Here is a 17,499-nt window from a genome sequence, read left to right on the forward strand (position 1 = left end):
GGTTGGAGACTTCAGTCAGATTTTGATCCAGATCACGAAAATAAACGGACATAATGGCTCCGTTTGCTCCGGTACGTTTAACTGGCCCTTCAAGGATTTCAACTTCATTCCGATGTACTCAATAAGATTAATATCACAATTGTGTCGGACATCGAATCTTCTGAATGATAAAAGCCGCTGAATTTCAGCGACTTTTCATCGTGAGGTAAATGTTAATTTAGAGTACTGCAACAATGGCTTCACATAGTGGAGCCATGTTTTCTAACGTCAAGCCAGCGACGTTAATACGACCGGAACTGACAGCGTATATACCAAACTCATCACGCAGACGTTCTACTTGTTCTTTTGTCAGGCCACTGAATGAGAACATACCATTTTGGCTAATAATAAAGCTGAAATCCTGTTTTGCCCCTTTTTCCTGCAAGGTATTGACAAACAGTTGACGCATACGCTGGATACGTTCGCGCATGGTGGTCAGTTCCTGTTCCCAAGCTGCTTTCAGGTCTTCATTTGACAAAATGGTAGTGACAATAGATGCACCATGAGCGGGTGGGTTGGAATAGTTAGCACGGATAATCGCTTTAGCTTGGCTGAACGCTTTTTCTGCTGTATCACTGTCACTAGCAACAATAGTACAGGCACCGACACGTTCATTGTACAGGCCAAAGTTTTTGGAGTAAGAGCTGGCAACAATCAGTTCATTATGATTTTTCGCAAAAATACGTAGGCCCTCTGCATCTTCGTTTAGGCCCTTGGCAAATCCTTGGTAAGCGAAATCAAAAATAGGCAACCAGCCTTTCTCCGCAGACATTTCTGCCAGTTTAGCCCATTGTGCCGGGGTTGGATCGATGCCTGTCGGATTGTGGCAGCAGCCGTGGAACAGAACAACATCACCAGCCTGAGCTTCGGACAGGCTTGCCAGCATGTCTTCGAAATTCAGCGCGTGTTTTTCAGCGTCATAGTATTTATATTCACAGACTTCCAGACCAGCGGCGGAAAAAACGTTTTTATGGTTTGGCCAGGTTGGGTTGCTGATCCAAACTCGTTTAGCATTAGTCTGTTTGGCAATGAAATCCGCAGCAATACGTAAAGCACCGGTACCGCCTGGGCTTTGTGCTGTGCGGGCGCGTTTATCTGTGACAACTGGGTGATCTTTGCCAAACAGTAATTCTTGAGTTACGCGGCCAAATTCGGCTAAGCCGCTAATCGGCAGATAATTCTTTGTTGTTTCGTTTTCCAGTAAATATTGTTCAGCTTTTTTAACACTGGTCAGAACCGGGGTTTTTCCTGTTTCGTCTTTATAGACACCGATACCAAGGTTGATTTTATTTGTACGAGGATCAGAACGGAAACTATCGGCTAAGCCAAGAATAGGGTCGGCAGGCGCTGCGGTGATTTTCTCAAACATGTTTGTAATTCCAAAGCTCAGAGTTAAGCCCAAAAGGGCAGTCAGGTTAACGCTGCTAAAACAGTTTGCCAACTATTTGTCGTAAAAAGAAGATAATCTTGTGAGGCAGTTTGCGGAGTGAGAAAAAGAAAGAAAATATAAGACTAAAAAAGCAGCACATAAGCGCTGCTTTCTCTTAATGATGTTTAACTTGTTCAGCTAAATCTATTTACCAACGGTAATTAGAATTGGTAAATCATACCTACGCCAACAACGTTGTCAGTGCTGGTACCCGTTGCTTTGGTGAATTCATTGCTATCCAGCAGGTTGATTTTGTAATCAACATAGGTAGTCAAGTTTTTGTTGAAGTAGTAGTAACTACCAACAGAAATATATTTTACGAGATCGCGGCTGCTGGATTCTTTCCCATCGTCACCGAGCAGATTTTTACCTTTGGACTGAACGTATGCCAGAGATGGACGTAAACCGAAGTCGAACTGATATTGGGCGGTCAATTCGATGTTCTGGGTTTTGTTAGCGATATTTTCCCAGTTTACACCGTCAACATTTCCACCGAAACGAGTCATATTACGGGTTTCACCGTACATGGCAGCCAGGTAGATGTTGTTGGCATCGTATTTGGCGCCAATGTTCCATGATTCAGCGCGATCACCCAAGGCAGTAGAGCCAGTAGGTTTGTCTTTTTTCCCTTTTTCCTCAACAACGCTAAAAGCAGTTTTTTGCGCAGAAGTACGGGCAGAGTTAGAGTATGCACCACCGACGCTAATACCATAACCTACGTCATAAGTTGCAGAGAAACCGTAACCATCACCGTTGTCTTTACGGTTGATACGGCTATTAGCCGTGTTTTCACTATTTTCACCCTGATATTGCAGGGCAAAATTCAGGCCATCAACTAAACCGAAGAAATCGGTATTGCGGTAAGTCAACAGACCAGTAGAACGGCCGGTCATGAAGTTGTCAGTCTGCGCCATTGAGTCGCCACCAAATACTGGCAACACATCGGTCCAAGCGTTGACATCATAAACCACACCGTAGTTACGGCCGTAGTTCAGTGAACCGTAGTTAGAAAGTTTCAAACCAGCGAAAGCTAAACGCGTTTTGGTTTCTTCGTCAGTACCTTCTGCACGGTTACCTTTGATATTGTATTCCCAACGGCCAAAACCGGTCAGTTGGTCATTAACTTGAGTTTCACCTTTGAAACCCAGACGGGCGAAGGAGTTATCGCCATCTTCGCCACTTTTGTTGTTAGCGAATTTGTGCTGGACTTCAACTTTACCGTATAGGTCCAGTTTGTTGCCGTCTTTATTATAAACTTCAGCTGCATTTGCTGCCCCAGCAGCTAACAGAGCTGGGATTACTACTGCAAGAACATTGCGTTTCATCATTATTATTACCCTCATTGGTGTTATTCGGACACCTGCCACTGCCAAAAATAATTCTTTAAAAATCTACGGAACTATTTGTGAGAGTTTAGTGTCGTCTGTTTCGCTGTCAAGTGTTTCATTGGTTGTTATTTTTATCCACTCACAAAATGCTATAAAAAAGAAAATTTAGTAAAAATGTGAAATAAAGTGTTTCAAAATGTAAATGAGAGATTGTTTTTTAATCTCTGGTTGGTCCAGTTGATCAAAAAAGTGAAAAATGACTCGCGGTTAGTGGCGGAAGAAAATTACCTGTTGATCTTAATAAAAAGAGTAAAATGTGGTGTTTATTTCATCAATCATATTTCTTATACGTAACTTACTAATATGCTTGTCGATATGTTGCATATCATTTTTTAACAGATACCTGATAATGATTCTTCTTGGAAGAAGTAGTGCTCACTTTAAGTGAGCACCATACACATGTTAATTGGATTTTCTATTAATCTACCTAATTCATTTCAGATTGTTAGAATTGATATACCAAACCTATACCCACAGCGTTATTCGTATTGACATCAAGATATTTGGTGAAGGGGGTGTCATGGACTAAGTTGATTTTGTAATCAACATAGGCAGACAAATTTTTGTTAAAGTTATAATAAGAGCCAATAGAGATATATTTTACCCAGTCTTGATGAGTGAAAAAAGTTGTTCCCCTGGATTGAACATATGCCAGAGATGGGCGCAGACCAGAATCCAACTGATATTGGGCAGTTAATTCGATATTACGAGTTTTTGCAGAGACAATATCTTGGTAGCCGAAAGAGGTCATATTGTGAGTTTCGCCATACATGGCAGCCAGATATAGGTTGTTTGCATCATATTTGGCACCAACGTTCCATGCCTCAGCCCTTTCACCACGAGCGACAGAGGTAACGAGCCTTTCATGTGTAATAGGGCGGTCAGCATTGGAGTAGGCTCCTCCTACGCTGATACCATTGCCTATATCGTAGGTAACAGAGAGGCCGAAGCCGTCACCATTACTACCACCATTGGGCTTACTACGACTACCGTATTTACTGTGTGAATTGCGGCTGTTTTTGCTGTCTTCGTCGTTCTTACCTTGGTATTGCAGGGCGAAGTTCAGACCATCAACCAGACCAAAGAAATCCGTATTACGATAAGTCAGGACACCGGTAGCACGATTAGTCATGTAGGTGTCAGCCTGCGACATGGAATCAGCGCCGAATACTGGCAGTACATCAGTCCAGGCATTGACGTCATAGAGAACACCGTAATTACGACCGTAGTCTAGAGAACCATATTTAGCCAATTTTAGACCCGCGAAACCTAGACGGGTTTGATTACCTTCGGAATCATTTGCCTCAACTTGGTTGGCCTGAATATTGTATTCCCAACGACCATAACCGGTCAGTTGGTTATTGATTTGGGTTTCACCTCTGAAACCCAGACGGACGTAGCTTGCATCACCATCTTCACTATAGATAGGGTATATATCTGATTTTTGGGTAATTTTAGCGAATTGATGCCGTACATCAACTTTGCCATAAAAATCCAGTTTATTACCGTTTTTGTTATAAATTTCAGCGGCATTTGCTACACCAGCAGTCAACAGCACTGGGATGACCGCGGAAAAGATACTACCCTTCATTATTGTTACCTTCATTTAATTACTATCGTTAATGACCATCATTGGTGTTATTCGGATACTGTTACTGACATAAATAATTCCTTTAAGAAACTCGTTGAAATTATTTATGAAAATATCGTGTTGTCCGAGTTGGGGCACAGTTTTTCATTAGCCGTGGATTTTATCTATCATTTAATTGATACAAAGTGACGATTTTTGTAATAAAGTGAAAATAATATATTGCAAAATGTAAATGAAATAGGATTTTTGATCGTGTCTTGAATTGGAAGAATAAAAAAAGCCAGCTTTTGCTGGCTTTATACATAATGATTTTTTAATGTTTGTTTTACGCAATCATTAGAAGTTTGCGCTTCTTGGTGTGCGCGGGAAGGGGATGACATCACGTACATTTGGCACGCCAGTCACGTAAGCAACCAGACGTTCAAAGCCCAGTCCGAACCCAGAGTGAGGAACGGTGCCATAACGACGCAGATCACGGTACCACCAGTAATCTTCTTTATTAAGCCCCATCTCTTCCAGACGCTTATCCAGCATATCCAGACGCTCTTCACGCTGTGAGCCGCCGATAATTTCGCCAATGCCTGGTGCAAGTACATCCAGTGCCGCGACAGTTTTACCGTCGTCGTTCATTCGCATATAGAAGGCTTTAATATCTTTTGGATAGTTTTTCACGACAACCGGAGCTTGGAAATGTTTCTCTGCCAGATAACGTTCATGTTCCGAAGAAAGGTCAACTCCCCAGAAGACTGGATTTTCAAATTTCTGGCCGCAGTTTTGCAGAATTTCAATGGCACTGGTGTAATCAATCTGAGCAAAGTCAGAATTAATAAATTTTTCCAGGCGGGTGATAACATCTTTATCCACGCGTTCAGCGAAGAATTGCAGATCATCAGCACGTTCTGCCAATGCGGCTTTGAAAACATATTTCAACATATTTTCAGCTAATGTGGCGGCATCATTGAGGTTAGCGAAGGCGATTTCTGGTTCAAGCATCCAGAATTCTGCCAGATGGCGGCTGGTATTAGAGTTTTCAGCACGAAAAGTCGGGCCGAATGTGTAAACTTTGCTTAATGCACAAGCGTATGCTTCACCGTTCAATTGTCCAGATACGGTCAGGAAAGCTTCGCGGCCGAAAAAATCTTGGTTGAAATCCACTTCACCTTTGTCAGTTAAAGGCAGATTTTGTAGATCCAGCGTAGAGACGCGGAACATTTCGCCAGCACCTTCTGTATCAGCCGCCGTGATCAACGGGGTGGAAACCCAGAAGTAACCATTTTCATGGAAGAAACGGTGTAGTGCTTGAGCAAGGGTATGGCGCATACGAGCAACGGCACCAATCAGGTTGGTACGTGGACGCAGGTGAGCAACTTCGCGCAGGTATTCAATGCTGTGGCGTTTAGCGGCCATGGGATAGGTGTCAGGATCTTCAACCAGACCGATCACGACGATTTTCGTCGCTTGCAGTTCAAAGTTCTGCCCTTGACCAAGGGAAGCAACGACTGTCCCTGTCACTTCGACAGAACAACCGGTAGTTAAATGCAGAACTTCATCCTGATAATTGGGCAAATTATTATTAACGACGGCCTGTAATGGATTAAAGCAGGAACCGTCATAGACGGCGAGGAAAGAGATGCCAGCTTTAGAATCTCTCCTTGTACGTATCCAGCCGCGAACGGTGACTTCACTATCAACCGCAACCCGGCCTTGCAGTACGTCGACTACAGGCGCTACGCTCATAGATTTCTCTCTTCTTTATCAGTTCAAGTTTATGAAAATGAATATCCCCACAAGGGGCAACTTATTCTATGTTACTTGCCCTGTTTCAGGAAACAAGGGGAAATCATCAATTTAAACGGTGAAATAGAGGGGAAAGCGCACTTTTCAGATGTGCTGCTGCTTTATCTGCCAGCAGCACAGTGGTATTTTTTAATGAAACTTGAGTTAACAAGCTTGTTTAACCTGGGGTATATCAAAAGCGGCGCGTAGCCTGTTAACAAACTCGTTATCTTCACAAATGGTTTTGCCAGGGCTGTCTGAAAGCTTTGCGACCGGTTTGCCATTACACTCGACAAGTTTGATGACGATGTTCAGTGGCTTAACCCCTGGGATATTGCAGGTGAGCTGTGTACCGATACCGAAAATCAGGTTTATTCTGTTGTGGAAATGACGATAGAGCGCTAGTGCTTTTTGAAAGTCCAAGCTGTCAGAGAACACTAAGGTCTTTGTCATTGGGTCGATACCCAGTTTTTGATAGTGGGCGATCGCTTTTTCACCCCATTGAACGGGATCACCCGAATCATGGCGTAAGCCTTGATAATTTTTGGCAAACTGGGCATCAAAGTCCCGCAGAAACGCGTCCATTGTAATGCAGTCAGTCAAGGCAATACCTAATTGGTTAGGATATTCTTTCAGCCAACTCTGTAATGCTTCTCGTTGACTGCTAGCCAGATCCGGGCTGATTTGCTGATGAGCTTGAAACCACTCATGCGCTTGTGTTCCAACAGGAGGGAGCCCAAGCTGTTGTGCAAGTTGGTAATTACTAGTGCCAATCAGATAAGGGAAATGCTGTTGCAGCTCACTGACGACAGCGTGTTGAACACGGTGTGAGAAACGACGGCGTGTACCGAAATCCATCAGTTTAAAACTGGAGAGATCGATTCCTTCATTTTCAGCATGTTGATAGAACAGTTTGATCAACTTGCGTAGCTGGTTGACGGCATTTTCCACCGTATTATCTGGTGAGTGATGACGATGAATTAATTCACTGATTAACGCCAGTAATGGGACTTCCCACATAATCACTTCATACCATAATCCTGAAATATGGATAGCTAATTGGCCGCCATTTGTAACAGAAATATTGACTTGCTGTGGGTTAAAACGAAAGGTTTTTAACCAGTCCAGATAATCAGCCTTGAAAAAAGGCAGGCTGGAAAGGTAATTAAATTCAGCATCGGTTAATGCCAGATCAGCCATCATATTAACTTGATGACGTAATTCTGTGGCATATTCACCTAGCAGTTCGTCGCCGCGGCAGCGAAACTCTGCAACAACAGGCATGTGGCTGTAGCGGTGGTACACTGCTTGTTGCATATGAAGTTTATAAGCGTCAGTATCAAGCAGTGATTTAATAATTGGGGTAGCGTCTAGTGTCATAGCGCGTTATGCATCCTCACGGAGCGTATTCGTATTAGCTAAATCGATAAAGTTGGAAGAGTATACCGGGATTATTTTGTTATTGAAGTCACATAATGTCATATAGTTCACCAAAATATCGAAGCTAAACAGGGCCTTTGGTTAAATGTTATCATGTTATTTGATCATTAAGTGATAACCAGCACCAAAGAGTAAACAAATTTCTTACATAACATCATACTCGTTCTTAATGAATGTTAAACGCCAGAAGGTGCGTTATTCACTCTTGAAATTCAACCTCTTTCTATGGCAGCGTAAGGTCTAATATTGAATTAATTCCATCAGGCATGAAACAAAAGGTTTCTTATGACACAACAGCGACAAGCTAAGTACCGCCGGGATTATCGCGCTCCCGACTATACGATTTCTGATATTGAACTCGATGTTAATCTTGATGCCGATAACACGGAAATCACCGCAATCAGCCAGATAAAACGTCTGAGTCACGAAATAACGCCATTAGTGTTGGATGGTGAAGATTTGACACTGAAAAGTCTTCATGTGAATGGTCAACCGTGGGTGCATTACCATGAACAGGAGAGGGCGCTGATCATTGAGCAGTTGCCGGTTCAGTTCACTTTGAAAATTGTCAATGAGATCCATCCATCGAAAAATACGGCGCTGGAAGGCTTGTATGTTTCTGGTGATGCGCTTTGTACCCAGTGTGAAGCAGAAGGGTTTCGCCATATTACTTACTATCTTGATCGGCCTGATATATTGGCTCGTTTTACCACGCGTATCACAGCCGATAGAGCCAAGTATCCGTATCTGCTTTCAAACGGTAACCGGGTTGAACAGGGAGAAACCGATGATGGACGTCATTGGGTGAAATGGCAAGATCCATTCCCAAAACCATGTTATTTGTTTGCTCTGGTCGCGGGTGATTTTGATGTGTTGCGCGATACTTTTACGACGCGTAGTGGCCGTGAAGTTGCATTGGAGCTGTTTGTTGATCGTGGCAATCTCGATCGGGCTGATTGGGCAATGACCTCCCTGAAAAATGCTATGAAGTGGGATGAAAGCCGTTTTGGTCTTGAGTATGACCTTGATATTTATATGATTGTTGCGGTGGATTTCTTTAATATGGGCGCTATGGAGAATAAAGGGCTGAATGTCTTTAACTCCAAATATGTGCTGGCAAAATCTGAAACTGCGACTGATAAAGATTACCTTAATATAGAAGCTGTGATCGGCCACGAATATTTCCATAACTGGACCGGGAATCGCATTACTTGTCGCGATTGGTTCCAACTGAGTTTAAAAGAGGGATTGACGGTATTCCGTGATCAAGAATTTAGCTCTGATCTTGGCTTTCGTTCTGTTAATCGTATTAATAATGTGCGTGTTATGCGTTCGGCACAGTTTGCGGAAGATGCCAGCCCAATGGCCCATCCAATTCGTCCGGATAAAGTGATTGAGATGAATAACTTCTATACCCTGACTGTGTATGAGAAGGGCGCGGAAGTTATCCGTATGATTCATACCCTGCTAGGTGAAGAGCAATTCCAGGCAGGGATGCAGCTTTATATCCATCGCCATGATGGTAGTGCCGCAACATGTGATGATTTTGTTCAGGCAATGGAAGATGCATCAAATGTGGATTTGTCACTTTTCCGTCGTTGGTATAGCCAGTCTGGTACACCAGTATTAACAGTCCGCGATGAATATGATGCAGAAAAGCAGCAATATAAGTTGCATGTCAGTCAGATGACACCATCTACCGCCGATCAAAAAGAGAAGCAGCCTCTGCATATTCCCCTGGATATTGAGCTTTATGACAGTAAAGGTCATGTGGTTCCGTTACGTTATGATGGTCAACCGGTTCACAATGTATTGAATGTGACTAATGCAGAACAGACGTTTGTATTTGATGATGTGCCATCACTGCCGGTTCCCTCTTTATTACGGGAATTCTCAGCACCAGTGAAACTGGATTACACATTCAGTGATCAGCAATTGGCATTCTTGATGAAACATGCCCGCAATGCGTTTTCACGTTGGGATGCGGCTCAGTCATTGATGGCAAACTATATCAAACTGAATATTATCCGTTACCAGCAGAAGCAGCCGATCGAACTGCCAATGCATGTGGTGGATGCTTTCCGCGCGGTGTTATTGGATAAAGAGATTGATCCAGCTCTGGCTGCTCATATTTTGGCTTTACCATCAGAGAGTGAGATAGCAGAACTGTTTACGATTATTGATCCTAAAGCGATTCATGAAGTTTTGGATACAATCACCCGTACTTTGGCTCAGGAAATGGCTGATGAATTCGCGGTGGTTTATAACGCTATCAATATCGGTGCATATCGCGTCGCTCATCAGGATATTGCTCAGCGCTCTCTGCGTAATATCTGTCTATATTATCTGGCCTTTGGTCATCAAGAGCAGGCTGATAAAGTGGTATCAAATCAATATCATCAATCTGACAATATGACTGATGCGTTGGCGGCATTATCTGGCGCGGTGCTGGCAGAGTTACCTTGCTGTGATCAACTCATGGCGGAATTTGATGGTAGATGGCATCAGGATGGCCTGGTGATGGATAAATGGTTTAGCTTGCAGGCAAGTAGCCCGGCGGTAGATGTTTTGGCTAATGTACGCCATCTTCTGAATCATCGTTCATTTAGTATGAGCAACCCAAACCGGGTGCGTGCTCTGATTGGGGCATTTGTTAACAATCCGGTTGCATTTCATGTTGAAGATGGCAGTGGTTATCAATTCTTGGTGGAGATTTTGACTGATCTTAACAGCCGTAATCCACAGGTTGCTTCTCGTTTGATTGAACCGCTGATTCGCCTGAAACGTTATGATGAAAAACGTCAAAACATGATGCGTAGTGCGTTGGAACAGTTGAAAGCATTGGAAAATCTGTCTGGTGATCTATTTGAAAAAATTACCAAGGCATTAGAAAGCTGATAGCTATTTTTTATCAGGTTATCGGGCTAACGGTGATTTAGCCCGATATTTTTTCCAATTTATGCCCTATGGATTTCAAGATGCATCACGGCGGCAAGGGAGTGAATCCCCGGGAGCATAGCAAACTATGTGACCGGGGTGAGCGAGTGCAGCCAACAAAGAGGCAACTTGAAAGATGACGGATATAAGTGTTGTCACCAAAGCAGATCTAACAGTTGCTACTGAGAGCATTAAAACCGATATTGGTACTATAAAAACAGATTTAGATTGGATTAAGAAACTGACATTAGCAGTTGGTATTGCTGTTGTTATTGCGGCATTGAAATACATTTTTATTGGTTGATGCTTGTAGTATGAAAATTGCTCAAGATATTAAAGAGCATCCATTGGTTTGCTCCCCTTTGTAGTTGTTCGAGAGAAGCTAAGTATCTTGGGCAAAAATGTCAACGATTGTAGTTACCAGTGTATTCTTGTTTCACGCGCAACATTTGGAAAAAATTTGCTTCTGGTGAGTATATTTCTGTAGATTCAGCCCATGTTATTCGGTTACCCTATCTGCCGAAATATTGGGGGGTTGAAAATGGGCGTTCTTTAGCTCAGAAACTTCCAAATGGTATCTGAATGTGTCATGTGTAGCTTTATCTTTGTAATTTAATGTTTATAAATTAATTAATGGGTTTAGAATTATGTGCTACCCACTAGCCAGGAAAGCGTTGTTCCAGCTTGATCCAGAACACGCCCACGAATTAACCTTCCGCCAGCTCAAACGTATTACCGGTACTCCTTTCGAGTTTTTTATCCGCCAGTCAATTGCGACAAAGCCTGTGACTTGTATGGGCCTGTCATTTAAAAATCCCCTTGGTCTGGCTGCCGGCCTTGATAAAGATGGCGATTGTATTGATGCATTTGGTGCAATGGGGTTTGGTTTTATTGAAATTGGCACCGTAACCCCACGTGCTCAGGCAGGAAATGATAAACCAAGATTATTCCGTATCGTCGAAGCAGAAGGGTTAATTAACCGTATGGGCTTCAATAATCTTGGTGTTGATAACCTGGTAGAGAATGTCAAAAAGGCAAAATATGGTGGAGTGATTGGGATCAATATTGGCAAAAATAAAGATACCCCAGTAGAGCATGGAAAAGATGATTATTTAATCTGCATGGATAAAATTTATCCTCACGCTGGTTATATCACGATTAATATTTCTTCGCCCAACACGCCGGGCTTAAGAACATTGCAATACGGCGAAGCGTTGGATGATCTATTATCGGCGATTAAAAATAAACAGGGTGAACTTCAGCAAAAATACCAAAAATATGTCCCTGTTGCGGTAAAAATCGCCCCGGATCTTTCTGAAGAAGAGTTGATTCAAATTGCAGATAGTTTAATTCGTCATAATATCGATGGTGCTATTGCCACTAATACAACGTTAGATAAGCGCTTAGTTGAAGGGCTTAACTATTGCCAACAAGCTGGTGGGTTAAGTGGCCGACCGGTTCAGTTACGTAGTACAGAAGTTATTCGTCAGCTCTCCCAAGAATTAAGAGATAAAATTCCTATTATCGGTGTTGGTGGAATAGATTCACTCACCGCAGCCAGAGAAAAAATAGCAGCGGGGGCTTCTTTAATACAGATTTTCTCTGGATTTATCTATCATGGTCCAAAATTAATCAAAGATATCGTCAATCATATCTAAATCTTGCTGTTAATTTATCATTGGGGGTTTATTTTTGCCCCCAACTCGTCTATATTCACTCTGATCACCTAATTTTTATCTGTATCTTCGCATATCTTTTAATTATGGCAGGGCTTATTTCACTGAATAGCTGGCAAGTTATTTACAATCTGTTTGGCGATGTAAATTTTCCTGGCATATACCCTATGGATTTCAAGGTGCATCGCGACGGCAAGGGAGCGAATCCCCGGGAGCATAGGTAACTATGTGACCGGGGTGAGTGAGTGCAGCCAACAAAGAGGCAACTTGAAAGATAACGGGTATAAAAGGATAATTCATGAATATTAAACCCGATGACCAATGGCGCTGGTATTTTGATGTTAACCATGACCGTGTAATGCTCGATCTGTCTAATGGTATGGTTTTTCGTTCCTGTTTTCCTGCTAAGATGTTGATACCCTATGCAATGGGAGAAACTTCATTTTCTGTAGAAGATGCGACGCTTTATTATTGTTTTGAAGAACAGACACGCCGAATTAATATTTCAGATGAATCCAGAGCTGAATTAGTTCTTAATGCGTTAGTGGCTTTCCGCTTTATTAAGCCACAGATGCCAAGAAGCTGGTATTTTTCTCGTTTTGCCATGATAGAGAAGCCGGTACAAGGAGAACTGATTCAGGTACGGCTCCAGGATTGCGGGACAGATGCTATATTCTTGGTCGTAGAGGCCGGGGATAGTGCGAGCCTTTGTCTGCTAGCTCAACCACAATTAACATTATCCGATCGAGTAATGAACTTTTGTGATCCCATTAAGATTATGAATGATCGATTGATGCCATTTGTGGAATCTATTTATATGCCAATTTATGGCACTGCGATTTGATTTGGGTTTAAGATCCCATTGTTCTGTGATTTCAAGAGTAAAGAGACTTTTTGAAAATAGAGCGACAAGTCAGAAGATAATCACCGTTTTTAATTAAGAAAATTGTTCTTTATCATTTGAGGAAATTTTATCGCATTTACATCTTCCCATCTGATTATGAGTAAGTCACTCTTTTCCTGTTTCCTGTTTCCTGTTTCCTGTTTCCTGTTTCCTGTTTCCTGTTTCCTGTTTCCTGTTGGCTATTATCACAGAGACTTGCCTATTATATGTGATAGCTATAGCTTGTTCATTTGGAGTTGGTGTGAAAAATAGATAAGAAATATTTTAATAATTTCCTCCCCTTTGGATAACATTAGCTCCGAGATGGGGAGGGGGGATATTGAAGTTAATTAGCACGATTTTCGAAGATTAATTGTTCTGCGTGATGGGATATTGCTGCTAATGCGTCATGACTGGAGTAATCGTCTTGAACGATTTGTGCGCGTTGTTTAAATAAGTTTGTACGTAGCATATTTTCCACTGTTTGCTTAAGCTGAGATTCCGTCGGTTGTGCTGTATCCAGATTAATACCGCATCCAGCCCATACGACGCGAAACGCTGTTTCCTGTTTGCCTTCTCCTGTATCGGCAATGAGCACCGGTGTACCGTGGTTAAGGGCATAATTAATGGTTCCGTAACCCCCGTTGGATATTAGCAATGAAGCTTTTGGTAGCCAGTGCTCAAATGAGATAAATTCTTCGATACGTGCGTTGTCAGGTATGTTCTCTGGCTGTATTTCTATTGAACTACCACCGGTGGTTGCTAATACACGCACAGGTAATTTAGCCAATGCACGTAATGTGGGGAAAATTAACTGGTTTAGATCAGTATTAGACATGGTGCCCTGAGTGACTATAACCAATGGGCGTGGATCATCTTCTTCCCATAATTGAGGTGATTCTGTTATCGGAGCAGGGTTAGGGAGAGGGCCAATAAAATGGACAGTATCAGGCAATTCCTCTCGTGGGTATTCAAATGCCAGGGTTGAAAGTTGCAAAAAACGATCAGAACCCAAAATAACTTCATCGTTGAAAAATCTGGTTAACGTAGTGCACCCTGACTGAGCTAATGCGTCATTGAAGCTATCCTGTACTTCGGTTATGAGTTGTCGGGTTTCCTCGTCTACGAGTTGTTCATGTGTCAATTCTGATGGTAATAGTGCGGGTGGGATACGTGGCCCCCAGAAAATGGAATCTTTCGAAGAGTAAGCCAGAGGTGTTATGCCAATGATGATCACAGGAAGGCGATGAGCTTTTTCTTTTTGCAGCAGTGGCAATATGCCATAAAAGCAATTCTCGGCTATCAGTAATTCTGCTTGTTGTTCATGGATGATTTGTTGTAGTTGGCGGTCGAGGAATGGGATTGGGCTACAGAAAAAATCTTTAAACGCGAGTGCCATTTGCAGATTTCCTGGCGGCAGATGCGCTCGGTCGGGAAAACGTTGTTTTAAATGGCGGTAATCAAAGTCTATCTGCTCATCAAAAGGGATAAATTGTGCGTTTAAAGCTTCTACTTGTTGGCGAAATAATGCGCCAGTGAAGACAGTTACCTGATGTCCTTGTGTTATCAGTGATTGAGTTACCTTTAACATCGGATAGACATGCCCGGGTGTTGCAACCGCTGCAATGACAATTCGTGCCATAATTTGCTCCTTTGTACTGTTTTGATTTAATTACGCTAGTTAGCTCCTGACTCAGAGTGTGATTATTTTATGACTACGGTTATAAATTCATTACAAAAATAATAATTAACCCGAATTCTGCTTAATCCGTCATTGAAAAATCGTCTTCTGAGTAGAAAACTTTCAGTGATGGCTTCTTCAATTTAAGGCAGTAAGCAATCAATCCACCTAAAACGCACAACAGAAAGCCTTTTATACTTCGGTGGCGGGAATGCTCTATTTGAGAAAGAGTTTTTAATTGCCCATTAATCGTTTCAATGATAAAACGCTTTTTTAACATTATCTTATCCCACTCAGCTTGCATACTCGCTTTCATGTTACGCCGTTTTTTCGTGATGAAAGTGACATCGGTTTTAGCTAAATCGTCCGCCAATTCCTGGCTGAGGTAACCTTTGTCACCGTAAAGAGAACCCGTTAATTCTTTTGATAATTCACGAACAGGTTCCCGATCATCCACATTACCCGGAGTCACTTTAAGCGCGAGAATTTCACCCTGATGATTGACAACCAGGTGTAATTTGAAACCGTAAAACCAGCCCATTGAATTTTTTCCGCGCTTTGCTATCCCCGCAAAGACCTTATGTCGAGGGATGCGAATGTTATGGCAGACACTCAAACGGGTGGAATCAATAAAAGCAATGCCTGTGGGTTTCCCTTTTAATTGAGTCAGATAGCTGCATAATGGCACCAAAACGGAAGGAGCCACACTGACAAAACGAGGATAGCTAAGCAAGGTTGGAAAATCCTTATGGTGATATTTCCAAATATGTTCTAGATAAAAATGTTTAAAATCACGGTAATGCGACATATGAAAAAGGATCAAAATGGTCATGATTTCACTGGGATACATATGACCTTGTCGGCGGCGTAAACGATGCCCGCTATCGAGACAAAATTGTTCCCATTGAGGGATGAAAAAACGGCAAAAATCATCGACATCACAGAAAATTTCAACTAAGTTGTCCATAGCCTGTTCCCCCCTCGGAGCTGTTTTTGGTGCACACCAAAACTTTGCTCCTGGAACAGGCTTCTCGTCAATTTCTTATCCAGAATTCGGGTTAATTAATTATGACAATAATAACTTTGATTTATTTTTTCATAATGTGATGAAATATGCTGGTTTCCTCTCCCTGTCGGTCTGTGTTAGCACCAAAACGGAGAGGAAAGAAGAAGGTATCTAGGGTTTAGTGAATGTGGCTTTGTGCAAGAATTAATTGTTCTACGTGACGGGATATTGCTGCTAATGCATCATGTCTTGCGTAATCTTTTTGGACAATTTGCGCACGTTGTTTAAACAAGTCTGTACTCAGCATATTTTCCACTGTTTGCTTAAGTTGAGATTCAGTGGGATGTGCTGTATCCAGATTAGTACCGCATCCAGCCCATACAACACGAAACGCTGCTTCCTGCTTGCCTTCTCCTGCATCGGCAATAAGTAATGGTGTTCCGTGGCTGAGAGCGTAATTGATGGTTCCGTAGCCCCCGTTGGATATCAGCAATGAAGCTTTCGGCAGCCAGTGCTCAAATGAAATAAATTCTTCGACACGCGCGTTTTCAGGTAGATCTTTACTCAGTGTTTCTACCGATCTGCCACCGGTGGTTGCCAATATACGTACCGGTAATGTAGCCAGTGCACGCAATGTGGGGAAAATCAACTGATTTAAATCGGCATTGGAAATAGTACCCTGAGTAACTATAACCAATGGACGTGGATCATCTTCTTCCCATAATTGAGGTGATGTTGTTGTCGGTACAGGGTTGGGAAGTGGTCCAATAAAATGGACTGTATCAGGCAATCCTTCTCGTGGATATTCAAATGCCAGAGTTGAGAGTTGCAAAAAGCGATCAGCACCAAAGATGACTTCATCGTTGAAAAGTCTGGTTAATGCGGAGCCTCCTGACTGGACTAATGAATTATTGAAGCTATCCTGCACTTCGGCTATGAGTTGTTGGTCGGCTTTATCGACGAGCTGTTCATGTGTTAATTCAGGTGGTAATACCGCAGGTGGGATACGTGGTCCCCAGAAAATGGAATCTTTCGAAGAGTAAGCCAGAGGTGTTATGCCAATGACTATGACTGGAAGACGATGGGTTTTTTCTTCTTGCAACAGAGGTAATATGCCATAAAAGCAATTTTCGGCTATCAGTAATTCCGCTTGTTGTTCACGAATAATTTGTCGCAGTTGATGGTCGAGAAATGGGATTGGGGCGGAGAAGAAATTCTTGAATGCGAGTGCCATTTGTACATTTCCCGGAGGAAGTTGAGCACGGTCGGGAAAATGCTGTTCTAAATGGCGGTAGTCAAAATCTACCTGTTCATCAAAAGGGACAAATTGTGCATTTAAAGCTTCTACCTGTTGGCGAAATAATGCACCGGTGAATACGGTTACCTGATGTCCTTGTGCTATCAGTGATTGAGCGATCTTTAACATTGGATAGACATGTCCAGGGGTTGCGAGCGCTGCAATGATGATACGTGCCATGACTTATTCCTTTCTGTGTTTTGGTTGAGTTGCTTTAGCTCCTAATTAGAGTGTAATCATTTTATGACAGTAGACATAAATTCATTATCGTAATAGTTAATTCATTATTGCAATAATCAATATGATTGATTTTTTGGTGAAGTTATGAAAAGGGTCCATTAATTTCCTCCCCTTAG

12 protein-coding genes are annotated in these 17,499 nt (G+C 42.3%); 4 read left to right on the forward strand and 8 right to left on the reverse strand.

Features of this window, described 5'->3' with window-relative positions:
* Window positions 1–217: 217 nt before the first annotated feature.
* The 5 genes from PluTT01m_RS09090 to pncB form a co-directional block, all read right to left on the reverse strand.
* Window positions 218–1,408: an amino acid aminotransferase gene (locus PluTT01m_RS09090; RefSeq protein WP_011146029.1), complete on the reverse strand. Its 1,191-nt coding sequence runs from the start codon at window positions 1,406–1,408 to the stop codon at window positions 218–220.
* A 221-nt stretch (window positions 1,409–1,629) separates the two neighbouring features.
* Entirely contained in the window at window positions 1,630–2,796 is a 1,167-nt protein-coding gene (ompC, locus tag PluTT01m_RS09095; protein WP_011146030.1) for a porin OmpC, read from the reverse strand.
* 505 nt (window positions 2,797–3,301) lie between these two features.
* Window positions 3,302–4,447, reverse strand: coding sequence for a porin (locus tag PluTT01m_RS09100; RefSeq protein WP_011146031.1), 1,146 nt, complete (start codon window positions 4,445–4,447; stop codon window positions 3,302–3,304).
* A gap of 336 nt (window positions 4,448–4,783) precedes the next feature.
* Window positions 4,784–6,184: an asparagine--tRNA ligase gene (gene asnS, locus PluTT01m_RS09105; RefSeq protein WP_011146032.1), complete on the reverse strand. Its 1,401-nt coding sequence runs from the start codon at window positions 6,182–6,184 to the stop codon at window positions 4,784–4,786.
* 204 nt (window positions 6,185–6,388) lie between these two features.
* Entirely contained in the window at window positions 6,389–7,603 is a 1,215-nt protein-coding gene (gene pncB / locus PluTT01m_RS09110; protein ID WP_011146033.1) for a nicotinate phosphoribosyltransferase, read from the reverse strand.
* A gap of 345 nt (window positions 7,604–7,948) precedes the next feature.
* On the opposite strand from pncB, the gene pepN reads away from it, so the two are divergent.
* From pepN to PluTT01m_RS09130, 4 genes are all read left to right on the forward strand, one after another.
* Window positions 7,949–10,561, forward strand: a complete 2,613-nt coding sequence (gene pepN / locus PluTT01m_RS09115; protein WP_011146034.1) for an aminopeptidase N — start codon at window positions 7,949–7,951, stop codon at window positions 10,559–10,561.
* A 175-nt stretch (window positions 10,562–10,736) separates the two neighbouring features.
* A complete protein-coding gene (locus PluTT01m_RS26875) occupies window positions 10,737–10,904 on the forward strand; it encodes a hypothetical protein (protein ID WP_011146035.1) in 168 nt (55 codons plus the stop codon).
* 343 nt (window positions 10,905–11,247) lie between these two features.
* Window positions 11,248–12,258: a quinone-dependent dihydroorotate dehydrogenase gene (pyrD, locus tag PluTT01m_RS09125; protein ID WP_011146037.1), complete on the forward strand. Its 1,011-nt coding sequence runs from the start codon at window positions 11,248–11,250 to the stop codon at window positions 12,256–12,258.
* A 316-nt stretch (window positions 12,259–12,574) separates the two neighbouring features.
* Complete coding sequence (locus PluTT01m_RS09130; RefSeq protein ID WP_011146038.1) at window positions 12,575–13,120, forward strand: cell division protein ZapC; 546 nt, start codon at window positions 12,575–12,577, stop codon at window positions 13,118–13,120.
* Between the two features lie 385 nt (window positions 13,121–13,505).
* Here the strand turns inward: PluTT01m_RS09130 and PluTT01m_RS09135 are convergent, their stop codons facing one another.
* From PluTT01m_RS09135 to PluTT01m_RS09145, 3 genes are all read right to left on the reverse strand, one after another.
* Window positions 13,506–14,801, reverse strand: coding sequence for a glycosyltransferase (locus tag PluTT01m_RS09135; RefSeq protein WP_011146039.1), 1,296 nt, complete (start codon window positions 14,799–14,801; stop codon window positions 13,506–13,508).
* Window positions 14,802–14,922: 121 nt separating this feature from the next.
* A complete protein-coding gene (locus PluTT01m_RS09140; protein WP_011144786.1) occupies window positions 14,923–15,807 on the reverse strand; it encodes an IS982-like element ISPlu6 family transposase in 885 nt (294 codons plus the stop codon).
* A gap of 217 nt (window positions 15,808–16,024) precedes the next feature.
* On the reverse strand, window positions 16,025–17,323 hold the full coding sequence (locus tag PluTT01m_RS09145) for a glycosyltransferase (protein WP_011146040.1): 1,299 nt from the start codon (window positions 17,321–17,323) through the stop codon (window positions 16,025–16,027).
* Window positions 17,324–17,499 lie beyond the last annotated feature (176 nt).

Source organism: Photorhabdus laumondii subsp. laumondii, assembly GCF_003343245.1.
In the GTDB taxonomy this organism is placed as follows: domain Bacteria; phylum Pseudomonadota; class Gammaproteobacteria; order Enterobacterales; family Enterobacteriaceae; genus Photorhabdus; species Photorhabdus laumondii.